The 22,199-nt window shown below is 36.4% G+C and carries 24 protein-coding genes; 10 read left to right on the top strand and 14 right to left on the bottom strand.

Annotated features, from left to right (window positions below; all coding sequences use genetic code 11):
• Positions 1 to 14: 14 nt before the first annotated feature.
• Positions 15 to 206 (bottom strand): hypothetical protein, encoded by a 192-nt coding sequence (locus CCK98_RS07495; protein ID WP_088086001.1) that lies wholly within the window; start codon positions 204 to 206, stop codon positions 15 to 17.
• Positions 207 to 542: 336 nt separating this feature from the next.
• Between CCK98_RS07495 and CCK98_RS07490 the strand changes: the two genes are divergently transcribed.
• Positions 543 to 1,118: an HTH-type transcriptional regulator Hpr gene (locus CCK98_RS07490; protein WP_088090333.1), complete on the top strand. Its 576-nt coding sequence runs from the start codon at positions 543 to 545 to the stop codon at positions 1,116 to 1,118.
• Positions 1,119 to 1,125: 7 nt separating this feature from the next.
• Here the strand turns inward: CCK98_RS07490 and CCK98_RS07485 are convergent, their stop codons facing one another.
• Positions 1,126 to 1,461 (bottom strand): DUF1878 family protein, encoded by a 336-nt coding sequence (locus CCK98_RS07485; RefSeq protein ID WP_088086000.1) that lies wholly within the window; start codon positions 1,459 to 1,461, stop codon positions 1,126 to 1,128.
• A 242-nt stretch (positions 1,462 to 1,703) separates the two neighbouring features.
• Between CCK98_RS07485 and CCK98_RS07480 the strand changes: the two genes are divergently transcribed.
• Positions 1,704 to 1,883, top strand: coding sequence for a hypothetical protein (locus CCK98_RS07480; protein ID WP_088085999.1), 180 nt, complete (start codon positions 1,704 to 1,706; stop codon positions 1,881 to 1,883).
• Between the two features lie 94 nt (positions 1,884 to 1,977).
• Here CCK98_RS07480 and CCK98_RS07475 read toward each other — a convergent pair whose 3' ends face one another.
• Together CCK98_RS07475 and CCK98_RS07470 are read right to left on the bottom strand one after the other, a co-directional pair.
• The gene (locus tag CCK98_RS07475; RefSeq protein ID WP_066251949.1) at positions 1,978 to 2,070 is read right to left on the bottom strand and encodes a YjcZ family sporulation protein; all 93 of its coding nucleotides are present in this window, start codon (positions 2,068 to 2,070) and stop codon (positions 1,978 to 1,980) included.
• 35 nt (positions 2,071 to 2,105) lie between these two features.
• Entirely contained in the window at positions 2,106 to 2,192 is an 87-nt protein-coding gene (locus CCK98_RS07470; RefSeq protein WP_088085998.1) for a YjcZ family sporulation protein, read from the bottom strand.
• A 209-nt stretch (positions 2,193 to 2,401) separates the two neighbouring features.
• Between CCK98_RS07470 and CCK98_RS07465 the strand changes: the two genes are divergently transcribed.
• Positions 2,402 to 3,274: a peptidylprolyl isomerase gene (locus CCK98_RS07465; protein WP_088085997.1), complete on the top strand. Its 873-nt coding sequence runs from the start codon at positions 2,402 to 2,404 to the stop codon at positions 3,272 to 3,274.
• A 45-nt stretch (positions 3,275 to 3,319) separates the two neighbouring features.
• Here CCK98_RS07465 and CCK98_RS07460 read toward each other — a convergent pair whose 3' ends face one another.
• From CCK98_RS07460 to CCK98_RS07435, 6 genes are all read right to left on the bottom strand, one after another.
• Positions 3,320 to 3,532 (bottom strand): sporulation YhaL family protein, encoded by a 213-nt coding sequence (locus CCK98_RS07460; RefSeq protein ID WP_088085996.1) that lies wholly within the window; start codon positions 3,530 to 3,532, stop codon positions 3,320 to 3,322.
• Between the two features lie 114 nt (positions 3,533 to 3,646).
• On the bottom strand, positions 3,647 to 4,591 hold the full coding sequence (gene yhaM / locus CCK98_RS07455) for a 3'-5' exoribonuclease YhaM (protein ID WP_088085995.1): 945 nt from the start codon (positions 4,589 to 4,591) through the stop codon (positions 3,647 to 3,649).
• A 50-nt stretch (positions 4,592 to 4,641) separates the two neighbouring features.
• Entirely contained in the window at positions 4,642 to 7,647 is a 3,006-nt protein-coding gene (locus tag CCK98_RS07450; RefSeq protein ID WP_088085994.1) for an AAA family ATPase, read from the bottom strand.
• 18 nt (positions 7,648 to 7,665) lie between these two features.
• On the bottom strand, positions 7,666 to 8,886 hold the full coding sequence (locus CCK98_RS07445) for a DNA repair exonuclease (RefSeq protein ID WP_088085993.1): 1,221 nt from the start codon (positions 8,884 to 8,886) through the stop codon (positions 7,666 to 7,668).
• 174 nt (positions 8,887 to 9,060) lie between these two features.
• Positions 9,061 to 10,314: an ABC transporter permease gene (locus CCK98_RS07440; protein WP_088085992.1), complete on the bottom strand. Its 1,254-nt coding sequence runs from the start codon at positions 10,312 to 10,314 to the stop codon at positions 9,061 to 9,063.
• Positions 10,307 to 11,206 (bottom strand): ABC transporter ATP-binding protein, encoded by a 900-nt coding sequence (locus CCK98_RS07435; RefSeq protein ID WP_088085991.1) that lies wholly within the window; start codon positions 11,204 to 11,206, stop codon positions 10,307 to 10,309. Before CCK98_RS07435 ends, CCK98_RS07440 begins: the two co-directional genes overlap by 8 nt.
• Positions 11,207 to 11,328: 122 nt before the next feature.
• On the opposite strand from CCK98_RS07435, the gene CCK98_RS07430 reads away from it, so the two are divergent.
• Positions 11,329 to 11,514: a YhzD family protein gene (locus tag CCK98_RS07430; RefSeq protein ID WP_088085990.1), complete on the top strand. Its 186-nt coding sequence runs from the start codon at positions 11,329 to 11,331 to the stop codon at positions 11,512 to 11,514.
• A gap of 37 nt (positions 11,515 to 11,551) precedes the next feature.
• Here CCK98_RS07430 and CCK98_RS07425 read toward each other — a convergent pair whose 3' ends face one another.
• The 4 genes from CCK98_RS07425 to CCK98_RS07410 all read right to left on the bottom strand — a co-directional run bounded on the left by CCK98_RS07425 (position 11,552) and on the right by CCK98_RS07410 (position 16,466).
• Positions 11,552 to 12,343 carry an enoyl-CoA hydratase gene (locus CCK98_RS07425; RefSeq protein ID WP_088085989.1) on the bottom strand — a complete coding sequence of 264 codons (792 nt, stop codon included), beginning with the start codon at positions 12,341 to 12,343 and terminating at the stop codon, positions 11,552 to 11,554.
• Positions 12,344 to 12,497: 154 nt separating this feature from the next.
• Positions 12,498 to 14,117 (bottom strand): long-chain fatty acid--CoA ligase, encoded by a 1,620-nt coding sequence (locus CCK98_RS07420; protein ID WP_088085988.1) that lies wholly within the window; start codon positions 14,115 to 14,117, stop codon positions 12,498 to 12,500.
• A 221-nt stretch (positions 14,118 to 14,338) separates the two neighbouring features.
• The gene (locus tag CCK98_RS07415) at positions 14,339 to 15,208 is read right to left on the bottom strand and encodes a Cof-type HAD-IIB family hydrolase (protein WP_088085987.1); all 870 of its coding nucleotides are present in this window, start codon (positions 15,206 to 15,208) and stop codon (positions 14,339 to 14,341) included.
• Between the two features lie 910 nt (positions 15,209 to 16,118).
• Entirely contained in the window at positions 16,119 to 16,466 is a 348-nt protein-coding gene (locus tag CCK98_RS07410) for a YlbF family regulator (protein WP_088085986.1), read from the bottom strand.
• A gap of 195 nt (positions 16,467 to 16,661) precedes the next feature.
• Between CCK98_RS07410 and CCK98_RS07405 the strand changes: the two genes are divergently transcribed.
• The 6 genes from CCK98_RS07405 (at position 16,662) to CCK98_RS07380 (ending at position 22,098) form a co-directional block, all read left to right on the top strand.
• On the top strand, positions 16,662 to 18,041 hold the full coding sequence (locus CCK98_RS07405) for a YheC/YheD family protein (protein ID WP_179195734.1): 1,380 nt from the start codon (positions 16,662 to 16,664) through the stop codon (positions 18,039 to 18,041).
• A 1-nt stretch (position 18,042) separates the two neighbouring features.
• Complete coding sequence (locus tag CCK98_RS07400) at positions 18,043 to 19,146, top strand: YheC/YheD family protein (protein WP_088085984.1); 1,104 nt, start codon at positions 18,043 to 18,045, stop codon at positions 19,144 to 19,146.
• Positions 19,124 to 20,488 (top strand): YheC/YheD family protein, encoded by a 1,365-nt coding sequence (locus CCK98_RS07395; RefSeq protein WP_088085983.1) that lies wholly within the window; start codon positions 19,124 to 19,126, stop codon positions 20,486 to 20,488. Before CCK98_RS07400 ends, CCK98_RS07395 begins: the two co-directional genes overlap by 23 nt.
• The gene (locus CCK98_RS07390) at positions 20,485 to 21,531 is read left to right on the top strand and encodes a YheC/YheD family protein (RefSeq protein WP_088085982.1); all 1,047 of its coding nucleotides are present in this window, start codon (positions 20,485 to 20,487) and stop codon (positions 21,529 to 21,531) included. Before CCK98_RS07395 ends, CCK98_RS07390 begins: the two co-directional genes overlap by 4 nt.
• 85 nt (positions 21,532 to 21,616) lie before the next feature.
• Positions 21,617 to 21,826, top strand: a complete 210-nt coding sequence (locus CCK98_RS07385; protein ID WP_088085981.1) for a YheE family protein — start codon at positions 21,617 to 21,619, stop codon at positions 21,824 to 21,826.
• An 80-nt stretch (positions 21,827 to 21,906) separates the two neighbouring features.
• Positions 21,907 to 22,098: a hypothetical protein gene (locus CCK98_RS07380; RefSeq protein ID WP_088085980.1), complete on the top strand. Its 192-nt coding sequence runs from the start codon at positions 21,907 to 21,909 to the stop codon at positions 22,096 to 22,098.
• Positions 22,099 to 22,199: the final 101 nt, after the last annotated feature.

The raw sequence follows: 22,199 nt of genomic DNA, 5'->3' as shown, positions 1-22,199 counted from the left end.
TCTTAATATACTTTCTATAAAAAATAGGTGATCATTACAGCAATTACCAGACAAATCCCTCCACCTCCAGCTAATGCAAATGTTCTTTTCTTTAATATTTGTTTAGGTGGATATACACCGGGGCTTGTTAATCTTAAAAAATATTTAATTGCTCCTAATAAAAAGATCGCACCAAAAATTAAAAAAAGGGTTGCAGCAAGCTTCATCTATCTTATCCCCCTATTTAGTTTCAAAAATTCGACCATTTGTTGTAACTATTTATATGTTTAGGCGTCCATTCCTATGAACAGGGTCTAATAAGTTAATAAAGGGATGACTGGAAACTGTTCTTTAAACAAAATTTTAGAGTGAATTTTCTAAATGTTGCTATTTTTCGGTGGATCTAGTCAAAACATATGATTCTTTTCAAGAATATGCATATTTTTTTAAAATTCAATAGGATATTATTCTAATTTTTAAAAATTTTGTGAATTTATACTTTATTAATTTTTACTTTATTGGCATAATGAAAATAGAGAAATATAAAGTGGGTGAAAATGGGGATGACTGAAAAACAATATTCAATGAAGGAAGCGATGATTTTTACTCAGAGAGTTGCACAATTAAGTAAAGCCTTGTGGAAATCGATTGAGAAAGATTGGCAGCAATGGATAAAGCCTTTTGATTTAAATATTAATGAACATCATATTCTATGGATTGCTTACCATTTAAATGGGGCTTCTATATCGGATGTGGCCAAGTTCGGGGTTATGCATGTTTCAACAGCATTTAACTTTTCGAAAAAGTTAGAAGAACGAGGTTTGCTTCAATTTTCAAAAAAGGAAAATGACAAACGTAATACTTATATCCAGCTTACTGAAAAGGGTGACGAGATTTTACTTCAACTAATGGAAACCTATGAGCCAAATGGCAATGCTGTATTTTCTGGTGCTTTGCCGCTTCGTGACTTATACGGCAAGTTTCCAGAGATTGTTGAAATGATGGCGATCGTCCGAAACATTTATGGGGAAGATTTCATGGAAATCTTTGAACGTTCCTTTCATAATATTGAAAGTAGGTTTGTTGAAGAAGATGGTAAGCTAAGAAAATCAAAAAATACTGAACAAGAACTCGTTTAATATTGTTTTATAAGTACTTTACCATCTCTTGAAAAAGGGGTAAGTAAAGCTTTTGCGTTAAACACGCGTTAATTACTTCTCTTATATTTAGCGTAGATGGTAATGATACAGATAATTCATGAAAAAGCGGATGGAAGTACACATACCCCTCCGCTTTTTGTTCTTCCATTTTTAGGTTCATTTTGTCACATAAAGAATAAAACTTCTCTATTTCCTGTTCGGTAATCCCATTTTCAATTATTAGTTTATATAATTCAAGCTTTGGATCATTAAGCAACTTTAATAATAGCTTTTGATGATATTCAAGCAAGTTTATTCTTTCCAGTAATTCATATTCATTCATCCTATTGCCCTCTTTTCAGAACTTTAACATTTTTATATGTTTATTATTAACCTTTTAAAACATTGGGTAAACCATTTTTAATAATATCAGGTAAAATTTTTAATTAGGTGTTCCAGACAGAATATAAATGGTTAATGCATCCATTAAGAGCCTAACATTCTTCCATTCTTTTTGACTATCTTTTTTGGGTGATTTTTGATATTGTATTAATCATAACACGTACATCAGGGAGGGAATCATTGATGATCTCCATTTTTATTGTCTTCGCTATTTTTATCTTGTTTTATGTAAATAAAATGACCAATTCACTCTGTATCCAAAAAGAAATTCCTGAAGAAAACCAACATAAGGTGTTTCGTACCATAAATATCCTAATTACGATTCTTCTGATCTCTTCATATTTGGAAATTTTATATACATAATCCAATTAGAATGCTTAGCGAGCGAAGGGATTTGTATTCATTAAAAATAGAAGCGATGAGAGCATTTCTCATCGCTTTTAGTTTGGTACTTTTATTAATAAACCCAAGAAGCTCCGATGATAATTAATAAAATGAATAGGACAACCACTAAGGCAAATCCTCCACCGTAACCTGCTCCACCAGACATATATTTACCTCCATTCATAAATGTTTAATTTGGTCTTACCAAATCCAAGAAGCCCCTACAATAATTAATAGTATGAAAAGTACTACAATTAGAGCAAAGCCAGCTCCACTTCCATGGCTCATCGTAATACCTCCTTTTTCATTTACTACGATATACTATTCAAACCGTATTCATTTCGTTTAGGCACTTCCCACTTTTTTTGAAATGATTTTTAGGCTGCCTTTTTTATAAATTTCAAAAAATAAACATCGTTATTATTTTTGCAGTAGTTCCCATTTATGTTATAGTAGAGTTTGTGGACAAGAATTTACTGTTTAGGAGAGATTTCATCATGAAAAAATGGTTATTAGCCCTTTCATTGGCTGGTGGAGTACTTGCATTAACTGCATGTAATCAAAGCGGATCTGATACAGTGGCAGAGAGCAAAGTTGGTAACGTTACGCAAGAAGAACTATACAATACAATGAAGGATAAATACGGGGACCAAGCCCTTCAGCAGCTTGTATATGAAAAAGTTCTATCTAAGAAATACAAGGTTACTGATAAGGAATTAAATGCGAAAATCGACCAATTAAAAACAGATCTTGGTGCAAATTTTGAATCTACGCTTGCACAATATGGTTATAAAAGCGAAGATGACTTGAAGAAAACGATGAAGCTCGGTATGATGCAGGAAAAAGCTGCGATGAAAGGCGTTAAGGTAACTGAAAAGGAATTAAAGGATTACTACGCTACTTATCAACCTGAAATAAAGGCTCGTCATATCCTTGTTGCTGATGAAAAAACAGCAAATGAAGTGAAGAAAAAACTTGATGGTGGAGCAAAATTTGAAGATATGGCAAAACAGTATTCAACAGATGAAGGTTCTAAAGCAAACGGCGGGGACTTAGGCTGGTTTGGAACTGGAAAGATGGATCCTGACTTCGAAAAAGCTGCATATGCTTTAAAAGTCAATGAAATTAGTGCTCCAGTAAAATCACAATTTGGTTATCATATTATCCAATTAACAGATAAAAAAGAGAAAAAACCATACGCAGAAATGAAGGACGAAATTGAAACTCAAGTAAAATCTTCTAAATTAACTACAGAAGAAATTAATAAAGCTATGGAACGTGAACTTAAGGCTGCTGATGTAAAGGTTAGTGATAAAGACTTAAAAGACGCACTTAAACCACAAACAGGAGCAGCAACTGCTGCACAATAAGAAATGAAAAAAGCGGAACGCCTCCTATGGGCGCTTCCGCTTTTCTTATTCACCTGTTGCCTTAAGTTCTTCTTTTAGTTCTTCTTTAAGTTCTTCCTTCAATTCCTTTTCTCTCTCCAGGCGTTTCATATAGATCTCGCCTTCCTGCTCAATGTTTTCCATTTCCATTAGTCGCTCTTCTCTTCCTGTTTTCAGTGCCATTAGTGCACTCACTACAATACCAACCACAACAGCATATACCCAAATAGGAATAGTCAATTTTTCTTGCTCCTTTCTTAGTGGTTGTCCACCTTTACTAAATGATATTCCCTTAAAATGAAATTATTCATATTACCTTTTAAAGCAAAAAAAATAACCCAAATGAGGGTTATTTTATTTATGAAAAACTGGCTTATAAAAGGAACGATTATCCAAGGCGAAAATCCGCTCGGTAAATTCACCTGGCTTCACTCTTTCTAATGCACGGTCAAGCATATTCATTTTTGCATCAAGATTATCGATATAATGTAAAATCTCAGCTTCTTTAATCATTGGCGGTTTTGGACTGCCCCATTCTGCTTTTCCATGATGACTTAAAACAAGATGTTGGAGAATAAGGACTTCTTCCCCAGAAATACCGAGTTCTTCAGCTGCTTTGCCTATTTCATTAATCATAATCGTAATATGCCCAAGCAGATTCCCTTCAATCGTGTAGACCGTCGAAATGGGACCGGAAAGTTCCAATACTTTACCCATATCATGTAAAATAACCCCTGCATAGAGTAAATCCTTGTCAAGGCTTGGATAAAGCATGGCAATTGATTTGGCCAGATCAAGCATACTGACAACATGATATGCAAGTCCTGACACAAACTCATGATGATTTTTAGTTGCTGCTGGAAACTCTAAAAAAGCCGCCTGATGCTTCTTAATTAAATGTCGTGTAATTCTTTGGATATTAGGATTTTTCATTTCAAAAATATACTGAGTGAGTTTGCCTGACATTTCTTCTTGGCTTAGTGGAGCGGTCTCCAAGAAGTCATCCAATTTTACGCCATCTGACGGCCCAGTACGGCGAATTTGACGGATTTTAAGCTGACTTTTCCCTCGATAACTATGCACATCACCTTGTATTTTTACAATGCTTTGTGGTGCATAACTCTTTCCATCCTCTTCATTAACATCCCAAAGCTTTGCTTCTATTTCCCCGCTTTTATCTTGGAGAATTAGTGTTAAAAAAGGTTTGCCATTACTTGCAATTCCTTTAGTAGAACTTTTTATTAATAAAAAAAGTTCCACCTGTTCCCCTACTTCATGCTTTAATATTCCTTTACCCATAATTTCACGTCCTTTCCACTAGTAAGAGTATAACATATCCAATTATCACTCTATGAAATTATCTGAACAGCACCTTTTTCTAAAAAAAGAACATTTTCCCTTGGGAAATGTGGAAGTAAATGTTTATGACAAGTGAAAAATAATAGTTGATTTCGCTCCAGCCCTTTTAGTAGTTCTATCACTTTTTGTGTTCTATTTGCATCAAAATTTACAAAACTATCATCAATAATAATTGGGAGCAGATGTTTCTCATATAACGTAACTGCAAAGGCAAGTCGAATGGCTACGTATAATTGTTCCGTTGTAGCTTGGCTTAGTTCATTTGCTTCAAATATAGTACGATCCTTGCGCTCAACTAAAAAACCCGATCCTGTGTCCTGTAAGTGAATCCTATGATAGTTGCCATCAGTGAGAAACAATAAATATTCCTCTGCTTTGGAGAGCATCATTGGTAAATGAATATTTTTATACTTTTCAATCGTATCTGAGAGGATCTCTTGTGCTAAACAATAGACGGACCACTCTTTCGCTGCCTCTTCAAATTCAAATTTTTTCTGCTTGTAGTGATGGAGAATATCTGAATAAATGCCGCCCTCTTCTAGGACTTGAATTTCATACTTAATGGAAGCTTGTTCTTCCAGAATTTTTTTTAATTTTGCTTGTAATAATTGGACCTCCTGATTACATTCAGTCAGTAATTCATCACTAGGTCGCATTTGGAGGAAGTTTTCCCGTTCCTGTTCAGAGAGAATCGAATATTGTAGTTGGCTCTGCAGTGATTCTAATCTTTCAGTCAGCTTTACTTTCTTTTCTGCCTTTGCTCCAAGTTCATAAAATTGATGTTCCGTTTCCACCTGTGCAGAAGAGATAAGTTTTTTATATTCTGAATGCAGATGAGACAACTCCTGAGACTTTTGACTTAAATCAGCTTCAAGGTCGGTAAGCTTAGCTAGTCTCTCTTGACTCGTTATTAGCTTGCTATGTTCTTCTTTCAACTTGTTTCGCAATACATAGGCAGCATTATACAAATCTAAACCTTTTTCATTTAAATAAAGCTTCTCAAAATGATGGAGGCTCTTTATTATTTTTTCCTGCTGCTGATTTATTTGCTCAATTCTTGAATGTAATTGTTTTTTCTCTCTATAAATCAACTTATAGTGTTCAATTAGTTCAAATGCTTCAAGTAAAAAGGAATTTGCAATATATTCAGGAATCCTTAATTCATTGCTAATTGATAACAGCTTTTCTTTATTTTGAGCTGACTCCAATTCCCATTGTTCAAATTTTGCAATGACCTTTTCATATTGAGCTTGCTGCTGCTTTAACTTCATTTTTACTATTTGCAGTTCTTCTTTCCTCTGGTTATCAAGCTCTAACTGCTCCTCAAGATTTGTTATTTCTATATATTCAGCTGATTGGAGTATTTTCGTTAACTCTTTTTCCTTTTCTCGTAAACCGTTTAATGTTTGATTTAGGTCTACTTCCTTCGATTGCTTCTTCGTTTTAGTCATAAAAATGGCTATTAAAATACACCCTAGTAAACCTAAAGTAACTAAAAACCATTGCTTTGAAAGTATGCCATACAGTGTTACAGCAGCTAGAATAAACTCAAAAAGATAAAACTGAAGTTTCTTCTGCTTATCTTGCTTTGCTGAAGTAGCTTTATCTCGTTCATTTATCTGTTGATAGAATTCTATTTTGTCTTGTAAGGCCCCTAGTTCTCCTTCAATGCTCTTCTTATCATTTCCCGAAACTAACTTCTCTTCAAGCCGCAACCGTTCCTGTACAGTTAGAACATGTCTCTCTGCTAGTCGGACCTCTTTTTCTATTTCTTCTAAATTGCCTTTTTCTTCTTGATATTGATTTTCTAATTCTTCCTTTACTTCTTCTAGCCTTTGAACTTTCCGAGAAACTACATCAACTTGGTTTTTCATATAAATATTTGTATTAATAGAAAAGATATTTTCCTCATTTAAATTTAAATGAAGCTTTTCTTTAGTTATAGAAAGCTCTTCTTCAATAGTTAAAAGTTTCGTTTCGCATTTCAGTTTCTCCTGTTTTAATTGCTCAAAGAGCGGGACTTGGTCAAGCAGGGAAAGAAGAGCCGGCTCGTTTTTTAGAAAAGAATGGTCTGGCTGAATCATCGCTATTTCTTTTTTTAAAATTCCAATTCTTTCGGTCATACTGTTAATCTCAGCACGATAAGGATGGATGAGTTGATTTATGTTGTCGACCCGTTCAATACCACGTGCCGGAAACCCAATCTCTCCTAGTTCCTTTAGCTCCTTCGATGTCCACTTTTCGTCCTTGACGGTGGATTCGATCCTTTTCCATTCATTTAGTAATTCAATCATTGTCCCAAGCTCCTGTATAGACCCGTTTATTCCGGTTAGTTCTTCCTGGAGCATCTCTTTCTTTTCTATTAAATTTGAATAATTTTTATTTTTTGCTTCTGCTATTTTCAATTCTTCATTGATTTCATGAAGTGCTTGTAACTTTTCATTTAATAAAGGTTTCTTTCCTGAAGGCTTAAAGCGCGCATCTAACTCTTTTTGCAGGAAACCTTCTGTTTTTGACAACCTTTCAGTTCCTAATGTTCCAGCGGAAAATAGGAATTTCCCTATCTCTTCACTTTTCATTTGATGGATATTTTGCAAACCATGCAAATTAAAAGAAAAAATAGCTTGAAATAAGCTTTTATCAAAGTTTCCAGTTAATTCTTTAAGTAATTCCTCGCCGCCCATCCTACCATTGTCCAAAACGACCTTGACATCGCCGGCAGCTTTTCCTTTAACACGTTCAATCACAGCCCCGCCGTGACTTTCATGATAAATTCTAATTTTTCCGCCGTATTTGGTACTATGTTTTGGCTCATATCGGAGCACTAATGATTGTTGTTTTGTAGGAAAACCGAATAGGATGCCATGGATAAACGCCATAATTGTGGACTTACCAGCTTCATTTTCTCCATAGAAAACTTGAAAATCGTGAAAGTTGGTAATTTGGACATTCTCTAATTGGCCATACCCGTATATGTGTAGTTCGAGGATTTTCAAATCTTCCTCACACCTTCCCTAAGCTTGATAAAGTAATTGTATAAGCAACTTCTCTGCTTTTCCGACTAGTTCTTTTTGCTCTGCAGCAGTAAACTGAGCTAAATATTTTCTCCCTAAATGGTGTTCGTACAATGGAGCCAAAGCATGCTCCACATCGTCATATTGGTCAATGGTATCAAAGAGCTCTGCATAAAAATTAGCGTCCCTTTTCATTTGTTCTTTATCTATTTGCTGACTAACTGTGATGGTTAAGTCGACAATCCAAACAAATGATTCCTCATCTTTTTCATCCTCTAAGAGAAGCTCTAAAAGTTCGGCATCGACGCTTCTTTTTTCCCGTTCATCGTCTAATTGGATATTTTTCAAAACAAGAGATAATAGCGTCCCCTTCTGTTCCTTCCGTACACTATTGATTTGAGTTTGGCATAATTGTAATAGTTCATGAAAACTTCTGGCTGAAGATCCATCAACCACTGCCTCTTCCCAAATAATATCAGCCGTTTCTAAAAAGGTCATTTTCAAATCAAGTTCGGTTAACGAAACATAATAAATTCCCTTTACTCCTGTTTCTTTCTTATTTCTACCTTGGATATTGCCTGGATAAATGATCGGCGGTTTATCAGATAGGATCGTTCTTTTATGGATATGGCCCAATGCCCAATAATCAAAATCTTTTCGAAGCAAATCACTAACTGTAAAAGGAGCATAGTTATCATGCTCAACCCCAGAACTCTCATTTCCATGAAGAATTCCGATATGGAAGTCGGCTCCTTCTTTCTTTATATAATCATCTATTTTTCTATCAAAGACATGTCTCGTCGGATAACTAAAGCCATATAGATGGATGATTTCTCCGCTCTTTGTATGTAAAACTTTGGTTCCTACCTCATTATTAAAAACATGTACATTTGGTGGCATGTCGAGGTGAACCCAGGATCCGTTTAAATGATCATGATTACCATGGACGATATAAACAGGAATTTCTTTTTCTGCAAGCTTTTGCATCTCGGTCCGAAAGCGGGATTGTGCCCGCAAGCTGCGGTCCTCACCATCGAACAAATCGCCTGCTAATATAACGAAGTCAACCTGATGATAAATCGCAGCTGCCGTAACCTTTTTTAAGGCTGTAAACGTACTTTCTTTCACTCCTAAAAAGATGTTATGCGGCAAATACTTTAATCCAACCATTGGGCTGTCTAAGTGCAGATCAGCGGCATGAATAAACGATATCTTTTTCATAAAAAATTCCTTTCCTCATCTTTTCTCCATTGTAGCACCTCTGAAATACGAATGCACGTTCTTGTTAATCGTGGGATGAAAAAATAAAGAGCTTTTACCCTGGGGTAAAAGCACAAACTTTTAACCTTGGTAATAGCTCAAACTTTTAACCTTGGTAAAAGCTAAAGTTCACCTTTATTCTTTCTTAGTTAACTGTAATGCTTTTTTAATATCTTTAAAGGAGTTTGACTGTCCATACATTAAGACGCCGCCACGATATACGCGGGCTCCAAATAACGCTAAGAAAATAATAGTTGTTACAAGGATAGCTATTCCTAATAGAGCCTCCCAGACTGGAATTGTCAACATTCCAACACGCAGAAACATGATCATTGGTGTAAAGAACGGTATATATGATGTTATCGTGATGAACGGTGCATCAGGCTTTCCCAAGCCAAACATAGCAATCATAAATCCAGCAACAACGAGCATGGTCATTGGCGTAATCATTTGCTGAACATCTTCAATTCTGCTGACAAGTGACCCGAGAAATGCTGCAAGTGTTGCATAAAGAAAATAGCCTAGAATAAAGAAAATGACCGCGTACACGATCGTATCTCCAGGGATATCACCAAAACCATATACACCAAAAAAACCTCCTTTTAAGGATTCCATATTTTGTTTAAGCGAGAAATAGCCTACAGACAGGAAGACAGCAAGTTGTGTCAGGCTTAAAAGACCTATTCCGATTATTTTTGCAAACATTTGCTTAATCGGTGAGACACTTGATATTAAGATTTCCATTACCCTTGAAGATTTTTCTGTCGCAACTTCCATCGCAATCATATTTGCATACATAATAACTGAAAAATAAATGATAAATAGCAAGACGTAGACAAGACCCCTTGCTTGATCTAATTCCTCCTCTGTTTTTGCGTTCTTCTCAAGAGCAATTTTCTCAAAAGAAACGGGTTCATAAAGCTTTTGAAGCTGGACAGGTGTCAGATTGATATGAGAAGCTGCAAGCATTGTTTTTAATTGCTGGAGGCTCGTTTGAAGATCAGTAAACAAGGCTGAATCAGCAATACTCATGGCTTTAAATTGTGCTTCTGGCAGTTTTTCATCATTGAAACTGAGCAGAAGAATTCCTTGATAATCTCCCTTTTCTACCGCTTTTTCAGCTTCAGCTTCACTGCCCTCGTAAAGAGACAGTTTAATATTTTTATTAATTGATCTAACTTGTTTTTCCAATGGTTTGTATAATTGTCCTGTTTCATCTAAAACAACAACCATTTCTTTCCCATCATTTTTATCAAATAAATCAATGATATTTGATAAGTTAGTTAAGACTAAGACGATTACAACCGTTAAAAGGGTAGTGATGATAAAGGATTTTGTTTTTAATTTGTTTAAATAAGTATGGAACAAAATAATCCAGAAACTATTCATAAGAGTCACCTACTTTCTCAATAAAAATATCATTTAAAGAAGGCTCTTCAAGAGCAAATTTCCGAATAAACCCTTGATTTACTATCTCTTTAAGAATTTTTTCGGCTATGTACTCTCCTTCAATTTGTAGATGAATTCCTTCCATAGTAGGTTTTGACTTAACAACACCAGAATAACTTTTTAAGGAATCTAACGAAAAATCGGCATGGATAACCAAGTTCTTTTTACCAAACGACCGCTTTATTTCTTTTAATGAACCATGGACCACTGGACTTCCTTTGTGTAAAATGCAAAGATGCTCACACATTTCTTCTACATGTTCCATCCGGTGACTCGAAAACACGATGGTTACTCCACTTTCTTTTAAGGATAAAACTGATTCCTTCAGCATTTCCACATTTACCGGGTCAAGCCCGCTAAATGGCTCATCGAGAATTAATAATTTCGGTTTATGCACGACAGCAGCAATGAATTGAATTTTCTGTTGGTTCCCCTTGGAAAGTTCTTCGACTTTTTTATTCTCATACTCTTGAATTTTAAATCGCTCAAGCCATGACCTTAATTCTGCAAGTGCCTCCGTCTTTTGCATCCCTCTTAATCTTGCTAAATAGACAATTTGGTCACGGACTTTAAGTTTTGGATACAAGCCTCGCTCCTCCGGAAGATAACCGACTAAGTGACTCGAAGAATAATCAATCGGCTTCCCGTCCCATGTAATCTTTCCACCGCTAGAATCGAGTAGACCTAAGATCATACGGAATGTCGTTGTTTTTCCTGCTCCATTTGCCCCTAAAAAGCCAAACATTTCTTTCTCTGGTATTTCTAAAGATAAATCGTCAACAGCAACAAAATCTCCAAACCTTTTCGTGACATGTTCAAGTATCAGACCCATTTCACACACTCCTCTCCATTTAATTACGAATATTGCACAAAATGGTTTCACTTTCTTTTTGCGCTTTTTTTTTAATTATGTGAAAATATAAAGTAACATTAGTTTATTAAGGGGTTGGTGGAATGAAGACTTATAAATTAACAGCATTTGAAACCACTGGAGAAAAGATTTTAGATGAAGCTATTCAGGCTGAACATGATGAGGCTGCAAAAGAATTAGCCAAAAAGATGTTAGCTGAAAAAAACTTATTAGAACGTACACATCGCTGTACCTCGCCAAGTGGAAAGTTAGTACTGTTTCATTCTTAAAAAGGCTAAAAACAAAGAAGCCGGGTGGCTTCTTTGTTTACTTTCCTATAAATCTAGGTGGCCTTTTTTCAATAAATGCTTGAATCCCTTCTTGGTGGTCAATCGTTTCACGCATTTTTTGTTGGGAGAGTTTTTCTAATTCTAATATTTTTAGTAAATACGGACGATTCATGTCTGCTAATATTTTTTTTGTTTTTATCATTGCTTGAACCGGTTTGCTTAACCAATCTGCGATTCTAGCATCTAATGTCTCCTGAAGCGTCCCAGTCGCTACCTCTTCAATTAACCCCAACTCCAATGCCTCAACAGCATTCATCATTTTACCGTCCCAGATTACGTGTTTCGCTTTTGCTTCTCCTAATTTTTTCTCTAAAAAGAAATGGGCACCTCCATCAGGAATCAAACCAATTCCGATAAAATTCATTGCAAACTTACTAGTCTTTTCGGCAATGACATGGTCTGTAGCTAATGCTAGGCTGAATCCCAAGCCTGCTGCTGCCCCTGATACAGCGCTAATCGTTAATTTCGGCATACTATAAAGAGTAATAATAAGCTCACTAATGCTATCCATGACTGGATAAAATTCGTTTTCATTCATGCTTGAAATCATTGTTTTAATATCACCGCCGGCTGAAAAGGCTCGACCTTTTCCGGTTATTACAACAATATCAATTTCATCGGATTCACTGATTTCTTTAAGCTTGCAGACAAGCCCCCTAATCATATCTGGGTCCATTGCGTTTAAAGCTTCGGGTCTATTCATTTCTAATGTTGCAACACGGCCAGCAACCTTCACATTCACCTTATCAGTAATAAAATTAATCGACATGCCCAACCCTCCAATCCTCTTGTCAATTCCATTATATAGGGAATTGATGGGATAAATAAATAAAAGTTTTTTAAATATAGTGAATTTTCCACATTTTATTTTTTATTCTTATGCACAGCCAAAAGAACAAAGGAATATCCCTTGTCCTCCTTACTTATGCTTTTCGAATCCTATCTTTTTGCATTTGATCCCTTAAAGTCATCTTCAGGAATTTTCCAACCGATGTCTTAGGAATTTCATTTAGGAAGAGGATATCATCAGGAATCCACCATTTTGCAAATTGCGGCTTTAAAAAATCCAATAGTTCTTCTTTCGATGTTTTCCCCTTATATGCCTCTTTTATAACGACACAGCCTATTGGACGTTCTTGCCATTGCTCATGTGGTACAGCAACAACCGCCGCTTCAAAAACGGACTCATGTGCCATTAATGCATTTTCTAAATCAACCGAAGATATCCATTCGCCACCGCTCTTTATTAAGTCCTTTGTGCGGTCGACAATTTTGACAAAACCTTCTTCATCGATTGTGACAACATCCCCAGTATGAAGCCAGCCTTCACGGAAAGCATCCTTTGTCCGTTCATCTTTATAGTATTCAGAAGCAATCCATGGACCCTTGATACACAATTCGCCCATTTCTTTACCATCCCATTTGACCTCTCCAGCTTTGCCAACCACTTTTAAATCTAAGCCTGGGACAAGAATTCCCTGTTTGGCTCTTATTTCTAGCCTTTCCTCTGCATCTAACTCTTCTTGATAGCTTTTTAAATTTGAAACAACAACTAAGGGACTAGTCTCTGTCATCCCATAGGCATGCATGAATGGGATATTATGCCGTTGTTCATAGGATTTAATCATTCCTTTAGGTGCTGCAGACCCACCGCATAATACCCCTCTTAAACTGCTCATATCATAGGATCCTTCATCTAGTTCTTTTAATAATCCAAGCCAAATGGTTGGAACCCCAGCCGTTATTGTTACTCGTTCCTGTTCAATGAGTTCTGCAATCAATTTAGGTGTGCAATATGGGCCTGGCAAAACAAGCGATGTTCCAAACCAGACCGCTGCAAATGGCATCCCCCATGCATTGGCATGAAACATTGGGACCACTGGAAGTGCAATGTCCTTTTCACTTAAAGCTGCGCAGTCGGCAAGTCCAAGAGCCATACTATGTAGAAAGATGCCTCGATGCGAATATACCACTCCTTTTGGATTACCAGTAGTAGCCGATGTATAACACATTCCAGCCGGATCATTTTCATCAATATCAACAGGGTAATGGAAAGTAGGATCGGCTTCGGATAATAGACTTTCATAATGATAGACTGGGGAGAGTGTTGTTTTAGGTAGTTCTTTTTCATCGGTCATAATGATAAAAGCTTTAACGGTTTTCAATTCTGAGGCACATTTTTCGAGCAATGGAAGGATGTCCGAATCAACGAGGAGAATCTTATCTTCTGCATGATTAATAATATAGGAAATATGCTGTGGGGAAAGGCGAATGTTTATTGTATGTAAAACAGCCCCCATACACGGAATAGCAAAATAAGCTTCTAGGTGGCGGTGATGATTCCATGCCAGTGTTCCGATCCGTTCGCCTTTTGATACGCCTAACTTTACCAAGCTGCTTGCAAGCCTTCTTGTTCTTTCAGCAATTTGTTTGTAAGTAAATGTATGGATGCCACTTGCAGTCCTTGATACAACTTTTTTCTTTGGAAAATACTTTTCTGCCCTTTCCATCATTTGTGTCATCGTTAAAGCGGTTTGCATCATAGATATATCCCCTCCTAATATGAAAGCGTTTACCTAAATGAATACAAAAAATATGGTCAACTTTATAAATTATTCGTCATTACGATAGATTATTCCATTATAAGAAACGGGATTACACGAAAAATCCCATAAAATAAATTCATATAGTAGAAGTTATTCTGGATAAGTAATTCAAAACAAAAAAGATATCAACGGCAATACCACTGATATCTTTACAAGGGTTATTTTTTAATAATGTTCATCCTTCTTAAAAACTCAATTGGTTGCTGTTTTCTAAAATGTTCTTTGACCATATAAGCTACACCATGTTCATTCTCTGACCTGGTAACCCAATCGGATGCTCTCTTTACTTCGAAATCGGCATTCCACATTGATACTCCAAGACCTACGGCTTCAAGCAATGGAATATCATCTAGACCATCACCGATATAGACCATTTCTTTTCGATGGATTCCAAGTTGGCTCGCTAGGTAGGATAAACCTGATAACTTTGAAACACCCACGGGTACAATATCTAACCGTAACGAGTCAAGCTCAATCAATTCAATCTCCGTAAACATTTTTCTAAGCGCCTTTTTGGCATCTTGAAGGTCACTCTCTTCTTCAAAATATACTTCAATCTTAGGGGGGCTCACTGGTTGGTCATGTAAATATTCCGATAGTGATGAAACAAATTGCTGCGAATAGAAGACTGGATCTCCTGAGGTAAAAACGGTTTTAGCCAACAAATTATTATTTAATTTTAATTTATTTGCTAATGAAAATTGTTCGTGGACTAGACGTATTTGACATGGCAGGGCCTCTAAGAAGCTCACTGTATCATAGGTTATATCTTCATTTATCCTTTTCACATAAATTGGTTTGTCCTCTGAACTGGCAATAAAAGCGCCTTGATGAGTGATTAATGGTGATTTTATTTTTAAGGCCTTCGCTACTTTCCTTGTAGAAGGAAAACTCCTTGATGTTACGAGTGTGACATAGATCCCTTTTTGTTGAACATATTCGATTGCCTCTTTTGTTGATTTATGGATTTTCCCATTTGTTTGAAGAAGTGTGCCATCAATATTTAAAGCAAGCAAGCGATAAATCATTACGTTGCCCCCTGTTCTTGGTGAATTAGCCTTTATATCACTTTTATGATTTTTTAGGCATTTATAGAACAGAAAAGCGGAAGCTTTACCTTGCAGGCATATTGACCAAAGCATAGTCATGGTAGGGCTGAAATTATTAATTGATTGTCCCTGCTAACTGGCCTGTTGATTTCCGCTCCGGGCACTCTCTTTCCGCGGGGAGGTAAATTAACCTAAAGCATTGCAACATTCTTTTTCTAGCCCAACTAAATCTTCTGATAAAAGTACATCAATAGACACAAATTCATATTCACTTTGGCAAAACTCTTTTGGCTTAAACATTGATTTCACACTTATTCTTAATATTTTTTGGCTGTTTTAGAAGATAATGTTGTTATAAATTAATGATCAGATAATTAAAAAGGATATTTTGTGTAAAATTACACTTCAGCATTTGAACATTCATGATATATTAATCGTCTTTTTCCTTCAATGAGCGAATTTTAGAGTTTTATGAGCGAATATTGGGCTTCAATGAGCGAATAATGAGCTTTTATGAGCGAATCTCGTGTTTTATGAGAGAGTTTAAGAAGCAACATTCTTTTAGAAAAGAGCGTATTTTTTAGATGAGTTGAAGAGCTTAAATTGAATACTACACCGTTGATTGGAGCGGAAGGCGCGAAGACTCCTGCGGGAGTACGGGGCAGGGGAGACCCCGCAGGATCAAAGCGACGAGGAGGCTCCCCGGCACGCCCGCGAACCGCACGCGCCTGGAGCGCAAATCAACAGACTAGTTGAAAATCTATATATTATTATTATTACAAATTAACGCGGTGAATTATTAAAGAAAGGGAATAAAAGAAAAGGCTATCGAAAGTTTTTCGACAACCTGAGCCTTCGGTCACTTTTCCCAAGGCTTTTCTAACTGAGTTTACATTTTTCCATAAAGGTCTTCTAATGGTTTCATGATCACTTTGTTTAATTCCCCAATAACCATGCTCATCCGTTGTTCCGCTTGCATAAGTTGAGCAATTTTTCCATTTTGCTGAACGAGTCCAACAGTTGATTGTGCTTGTTGTACCTCTTGTTCTGATATATCCTGCCCCATCATTTGTTTCTGTTGCAGGTCCATTTGGATTTGACGGAACTTATCAAACATCTGTTTTGCTGCTGGATCAGCATTTACCTCTTTATAAGCTTGCTGTAGTTGGGTATATTCTTCACTTTGACGAATGGCTGTTTCTAACGCATAAGCGGAATCATATAAATTAACTGCCACTTGTACTCACTCCTTTTTAATGATGTCTAGCTCCAGCGCCGCTAAACGGGCGCTTCCGCTTTTCTATTCTGAATCAACTATAACAAACTATTCACTTAAATGCGAGAATGTTAATATCACCATCTAGATTAATGTTACATACATTACTATATCAACTAATGCCTATAAGCTCTAGGTAGAAATTGAGGAATGCTTATGTTTTTTCCAATAACTCCAATAACGATTAAACCAAGGAAACAAAAAAATAAAAATGACTGCTTTGTGCAAATGTCCAACCAATTGTTTACCAATTTACTAGTGAATCATAACCTTGACTTAAATATCAAATTAGGACACAAGACGATAAAAACAAAAGTCAAAACGATTGAAATGGACCCAAATATGATGCTTATACCCGAAAATATCTTAAAAGATTTTTGTCTCCCCATTCAGGAATATAAATTTCAGGCTATCTATCATCCTGATTTACTTACACTTGAGCTTGGGCCTGTGATTGGACTATTAACTGATTTCCCTTCAAATGAGGAAGAGGAACCCCATTTTCGTTCTATTCACGCTTTTTGCGAGGAGCTTCATCATGGAATTACCGAGATTGGCGGCTTTTTTTATGTTTTTTCCTATGATCAATTTTTAAATCGTGGGTATTACCTTATAAATGGGAAATGGAGTCCTTTTGAACATCCCTTGCCAGATGTAATTTACAATCGAATCCATTCCCGCAAACTTGAACACTCTGAGCCATTCAAGCATTTCCGTAATAAACTTGAAGCCTTGCTGATCCCACTTTTTAATGAACGCTTTCTTTCAAAATGGGAAGTATATAATCAAATATTTCATGAGAAACATCTTTTTCCGTTTTTACCAAAAACCAAAATTTATACAAAAGAACACTTATATGAACTTACTCAAGAATTTGAAACGGTATTTATCAAGCCAGTTCATGGCAGTCAAGGCAGAAATATTATGAAATTGAAAAAGGAAGAAGATAGCCAATTCTCTTTACAAACCTCTATCGCTGCTCTTAACGATAGATCTAGAAATAATTATCTTTTAGATGAAGTCCACCAACTTATAAAGCAAATACTTCATAATCGTTTTTATATAATTCAACAGGGGATAGAGTTAGTTACTTATGAATCCTGTGCCATGGACTTTAGAGTTTTGTGTCACAAAACTCTAAACAACCATTGGCAAGTTACCTCGATTGTGGCAAGGGTCGCAGCGGAAGATGAGTTCGTTTCTAACATCGCTAGGGGCGGGAGAATCCTCAAACCCTTAAATGTTCTACGTACCTGTTTCGACCAAAAAAAATCTGTAGAAGTGTTTGCACTTATGAAGAAATTAGCGCTTGAAACGGCTTCGACTATTAGTGGTTCTTCAACAGGGATAACCGGAGAATTAGGGATCGACATCGGGGTCGATCAAGAGGGACAGCTGTGGATAATAGAAGTAAACTCTAAACCTTCTAAAAACTTTGAGGATGGGTTAGGAAAAATTAGGCCGTCTGCTAAGGCGCTCATCCAATTTTGTACGTTGCTTGCATTTGAATCTACAATTGTAAAGGAGGATCATTAAATTGATTGCATTTGGAATAATGACAGTTAGCATGGAAAGTGAACAGTCCTATATAAACGAAATCGCGAACCTTGCAGAATCCTGTGGGATGGAATGCTACCGCTTCATCCCTTCAAAAATAGATCCGCTGACACTTCAAGTAAAAGGGGAAAAATTTAATTCAACTACAAAATCCTGGGTCGACAGTGAATTTCACATTCCAACGATTATTTATGACCGTTGTTTTTACGGTGATGATGAGCATTCCAAACAATGCATTCCGATTGTATCTTGGCTAAAGACCAGAACTGACATAACCTTTTTAGGATATGGGCTGCCAAATAAACTAGAACTCTATGAAGAATTAAGAAAAACAGTTTTATCGGCTTACTTACCTGTAACTCAATCTGTTTCCGATACTAACATCGTATTAAATGTATTAACAACAAAGAAAAGGATTATTTTAAAGCCCATTAACGGATCGCAAGGGAATGGCATTTACTATTTGAAAAAAAATGAAAAATCCTTTCATGTTAAAACTGAAAAACAAAAGAAGATTATTTCACGGATTTTCCCAAATGAAACGAAGCTAACCCAGTGGTTACAATCGCTCATTTGTAATCGTCAATACTTACTGCAACCTTATCTTGAATTATCAAATAATGAACTGCAGCCCTTCGACATTCGCGTCCTACTGCAAAAAAATATGGATGGGAAATGGAGCGAATTAGGAAGAGGGATTCGTAGAGGAAATACTGGCGGTATTTTATCAAATTTAAGTGCTGGTGGGACCGTCCTCCCCTTTGCCGATTGGTCACCTTCTCTCCCACCTGCTACTAGGGAATATATTAATCAAGAATTAACATACATTCTCACCAATCTTCCTCCACTTCTTGAAAATGCATTTTTACCATTATTTGAACTCGGAGTAGATATTGGCATCGCGAAAAATGGTTCAATCTGGATTTTGGATGTAAATTCGAAACCAGGGCGAAAAGTGCTCTTGCAAACTCAACCAGACCTTAAAGATTCTCTGAACCTAGCCCCATTGCTTTACGGGAAACACTTAACCCTGATAGATTCAAAAGAAAGGAAGAGCTATTATGAGAAAACATTATCTCATTGAAGTTGCTCAAAATGATCAATTAGTTGTTTTCTGTCCTCCATCATTTCTTAAAGATAAAGAGATCACAAGGATTGCCTTTGGTTCGAGATCCATAGAAGTTGATTTTATTCCTCATCCTGATAAGGATGACCGGGTTTCGATAAGCAGAAAAATTCAAAAAGCACTCCATTTTCCTAATTTCAACACTCCACTTCATGTCTTTTTCAATAACCATAGTCTTATTATCGGTCCACTTGTAGGTATTTTCACAGCGGGATTTACCTCACTGCCTTTGGAACCTATTGGTGAAAGAACATTGTTCTTTTCAAAACTTCTATCCGTTAATAAAATGGTGGGTGCTTTACCTTTTGTATTTGGAGAACAGCATATTGATTGGGACCAAGGAATCATAGAAGGGTACATTTTTCAAAATAATGCATGGGAGACGCTTGAAGTGCCTTTTCCTAATGTTATTTATGATCGGCTGCCCAATCGGAGAAGTGAAAATAACCCAAAATTAATTAAGGTGCGTGACCGCTTGCAAAAGGAATACCTTATTCCTTGGTATAATCCTGGATTTTTTAACAAGCTTGATATTCATGAAAGGCTTATTCAAGATGACATAGTTGCAAGCTTCCTACCAGAAACACTGCCATTTACATCCTTCTCCTCAATCGAGACTATGCTTTCTACCCATGGCCATGTTTTTATTAAACCTAAAAATGGCAGTCTTGGTTTAGGTGTTCACCAAATAATATATGACAAGCACACCGATGATTATTTTTGCCGCTACCAAGATGAAAGTGGTGTAAATCGTTTGCGGAGATTTTCAAGTTTAGAACGATTGATGGGTATCGTATTCGCAAATCAATCACTTGAAAAAATGTTGGTACAGCAGGGCATAAATTTACTCAGAAGCGAATCAAGACCAATTGATTTTCGCGTCCACACGAATAAAGATGATCTGGGAAATTGGCATGTATCAGCGATTGCAGCGAAAATTGCAGGCCCTGGCAGCGTAACCACTCATAAAAGAAGCGGTGGTGATGTTAAAACGCTCGAAGAAATATTCTCAGGGGATGAACGTACTTTGTATAAAGAAAGACTCTCTCATTCCGCCCTTCTTTTAAGCAGTTCTTTGGATAGGAATGTAGAAGGCATTATTGGTGAGATTGGTTTTGATTTAGGTATCGACCGAAATGGAGATGTTTGGCTCTTTGAAGCAAATTCCAAACCTGGAAGGACCATCTTTGCTCATCCCGAATTGAAAGATTTTGATTTGCTAACGCGTAAATTGTCCATTGCGTTTGCTGTCTTTCTTACCGAGCAATCATTATTACACCCAGAGGAGTTATTCACATGAAAGCCAATCAAGCAGGGCCACTGATTGGTATTATGTCAGCGAGAAAATCAAATGGTTCTATTGCGGGTAATGGCCCGCTTTTTATAGCATTACAAAAGAAGCTTATTTCACTTGATGGAATAAGCTTTGTCTTTACTCCGGAAGATGTAGATACAGATCATATTACTGGCTATACCTATTCACCTGATAAAAATCACTGGGTTAAGGAAATATTCCCCTATCCTAACCTGGTTTATAATCGGGTTCCTTTCAGAAAGTCAGAACAAAATCAGCAATACCAACGTTTTTTTTCGATTTTAAAGGAGAAAAATATCCCTTTTTTCAATCCATGTTTTATCGATAAATTTGAGTTATATGAATTACTTAAAACCCATCCGTTTTTGCAAACCTTTTTGCCGCAAACAATCCTCATCCAGCAAAAAAAGGACTTGATCACTTTTCTGCAGAAGCAAATAAGCATATATTTAAAACCTACGCAATCATCGAAAGGAAAAGGGATTTTCCGCTTAAAGTTGATGGGTTCTTCCAAGGTTCAATTAGAAGGAATCTATCTTCAGGAAATTTATAAATCCTTTAATCATTTTTGGGATATCTGGGGCAAGGAGCTACTTGAGAAAAACTACCTAGCCCAAGAGGAAATAACATCAGCTGAATACGAAGGTAATCGTTTCGACTTTCGTATCCTTGCCCACGCAGATGAAGGTAAGTACATTTTAACTGGGATTGGGATTAGGCAATCACAAGAACAAGGAATTACTACTCATATACCCTTCGGTGGGAGGCTCTTGCCCTATGAAATTTTGCATTCTGAAAAGCATGATCAATTTATCGAAACAATTATCCCTTATATTGGAAGGGCATTATCTGACCGATTTGGCTATTTCGGTGAATTTTCCATCGACGCTGGGGTAAGTAAAACGGGGCAGTACTATATTTACGAGGTAAATTCCAAACCCATGAGCTTTGACGAACACGAAATAGAAGAAAAGAAAATTGAGCAACTTTGCCGCTTATTCTTCCAACTCTCAAATTTTCAGATCTGATAAAAAAATTGACAGAAAATTCTATTTAAAAAATCTCCCAAACAAGTTAAGCTAATAGTAAGTAAATTAAAAGGGGGATTTCACGATGTTAATGCACTTTCAATTCAAGCCATTATTTGAAAATAAAAATATTCCGGGATGGAATTTTTCCTTTTATCATAAAAAGCAAAGAGTCACCGGAATTTATCATCAAACTGGGAATATAGAATGGACAACAAATGTGCCTGAACGAGATGAGATCGAGGCATTATCAAGCCAAATCCATGAACTGATGCTTTACCATGTTTATGAATAGTGTAATACCGGGATCTTAAAGCGTATGAAAACTCATCTTTTCCACAAACTAGAAATAGTTTACTGAAAGGGATGATGGTTATGGATAAAGGAAAAGACAAGGTAACGGATTTAGGTTCTGCTTATGAAGGAAGAGATAAGGTGTTCATGGATGTGGACCGTATGATTAACGAAGGCATGTCTGGTGGTTCTGTCCATTCACGCCATGATACAACTAATATCGAAGAAGCCCATGAGTTCCTTGAAGAACAACCACCCTATGAATGCGATTAATCTTTATTACCACCATATATGATAGGCTAGCCCGTATTAACAAAGGCTAGCCTTTATTATTTTTTTGCTTTTATCAACTACTGTATAATAAATGAATCAAG

The sequence above is a fragment of the Bacillus sp. OV166 genome (genome assembly GCF_900177675.1).
GTDB lineage: Bacteria > Bacillota > Bacilli > Bacillales > Cytobacillaceae > Neobacillus.
The sequence above is the reverse complement of the archived record's forward strand: the minus strand, read 5'-3'. Positions and strand labels throughout refer to the sequence as shown.

Coding starts and splice junctions, on each gene's coding strand:
- CCK98_RS07495 (WP_088086001.1), bottom strand. CDS start 206: ATGAAGCTTGCTGCAACCCTTTTTTTAATTTTTGGTGCGATCTTTTTA.
- CCK98_RS07420 (WP_088085988.1), bottom strand. CDS start 14,117: ATGATGCAAACCGCTTTAACGATGACACAAATGATGGAAAGGGCAGAA.
- CCK98_RS07405 (WP_179195734.1), top strand. CDS start 16,662: ATGTTTTTTCCAATAACTCCAATAACGATTAAACCAAGGAAACAAAAA.
- CCK98_RS07415 (WP_088085987.1), bottom strand. CDS start 15,208: ATGATTTATCGCTTGCTTGCTTTAAATATTGATGGCACACTTCTTCAA.
- CCK98_RS07440 (WP_088085992.1), bottom strand. CDS start 10,314: ATGAATAGTTTCTGGATTATTTTGTTCCATACTTATTTAAACAAATTA.
- CCK98_RS07380 (WP_088085980.1), top strand. CDS start 21,907: ATGGATAAAGGAAAAGACAAGGTAACGGATTTAGGTTCTGCTTATGAA.
- CCK98_RS07480 (WP_088085999.1), top strand. CDS start 1,704: ATGATCTCCATTTTTATTGTCTTCGCTATTTTTATCTTGTTTTATGTA.
- CCK98_RS07445 (WP_088085993.1), bottom strand. CDS start 8,886: ATGAAAAAGATATCGTTTATTCATGCCGCTGATCTGCACTTAGACAGC.
- CCK98_RS07470 (WP_088085998.1), bottom strand. CDS start 2,192: ATGAGCCATGGAAGTGGAGCTGGCTTTGCTCTAATTGTAGTACTTTTC.
- CCK98_RS07385 (WP_088085981.1), top strand. CDS start 21,617: ATGTTAATGCACTTTCAATTCAAGCCATTATTTGAAAATAAAAATATT.
- CCK98_RS07425 (WP_088085989.1), bottom strand. CDS start 12,343: ATGTCGATTAATTTTATTACTGATAAGGTGAATGTGAAGGTTGCTGGC.
- CCK98_RS07475 (WP_066251949.1), bottom strand. CDS start 2,070: ATGTCTGGTGGAGCAGGTTACGGTGGAGGATTTGCCTTAGTGGTTGTC.
- CCK98_RS07435 (WP_088085991.1), bottom strand. CDS start 11,206: ATGGGTCTGATACTTGAACATGTCACGAAAAGGTTTGGAGATTTTGTT.
- CCK98_RS07465 (WP_088085997.1), top strand. CDS start 2,402: ATGAAAAAATGGTTATTAGCCCTTTCATTGGCTGGTGGAGTACTTGCA.
- CCK98_RS07490 (WP_088090333.1), top strand. CDS start 543: ATGACTGAAAAACAATATTCAATGAAGGAAGCGATGATTTTTACTCAG.
- CCK98_RS07485 (WP_088086000.1), bottom strand. CDS start 1,461: ATGAATGAATATGAATTACTGGAAAGAATAAACTTGCTTGAATATCAT.
- CCK98_RS07430 (WP_088085990.1), top strand. CDS start 11,329: ATGAAGACTTATAAATTAACAGCATTTGAAACCACTGGAGAAAAGATT.
- CCK98_RS07390 (WP_088085982.1), top strand. CDS start 20,485: ATGAAAGCCAATCAAGCAGGGCCACTGATTGGTATTATGTCAGCGAGA.
- yhaM (WP_088085995.1), bottom strand. CDS start 4,591: ATGGGTAAAGGAATATTAAAGCATGAAGTAGGGGAACAGGTGGAACTT.
- CCK98_RS07395 (WP_088085983.1), top strand. CDS start 19,124: ATGAGAAAACATTATCTCATTGAAGTTGCTCAAAATGATCAATTAGTT.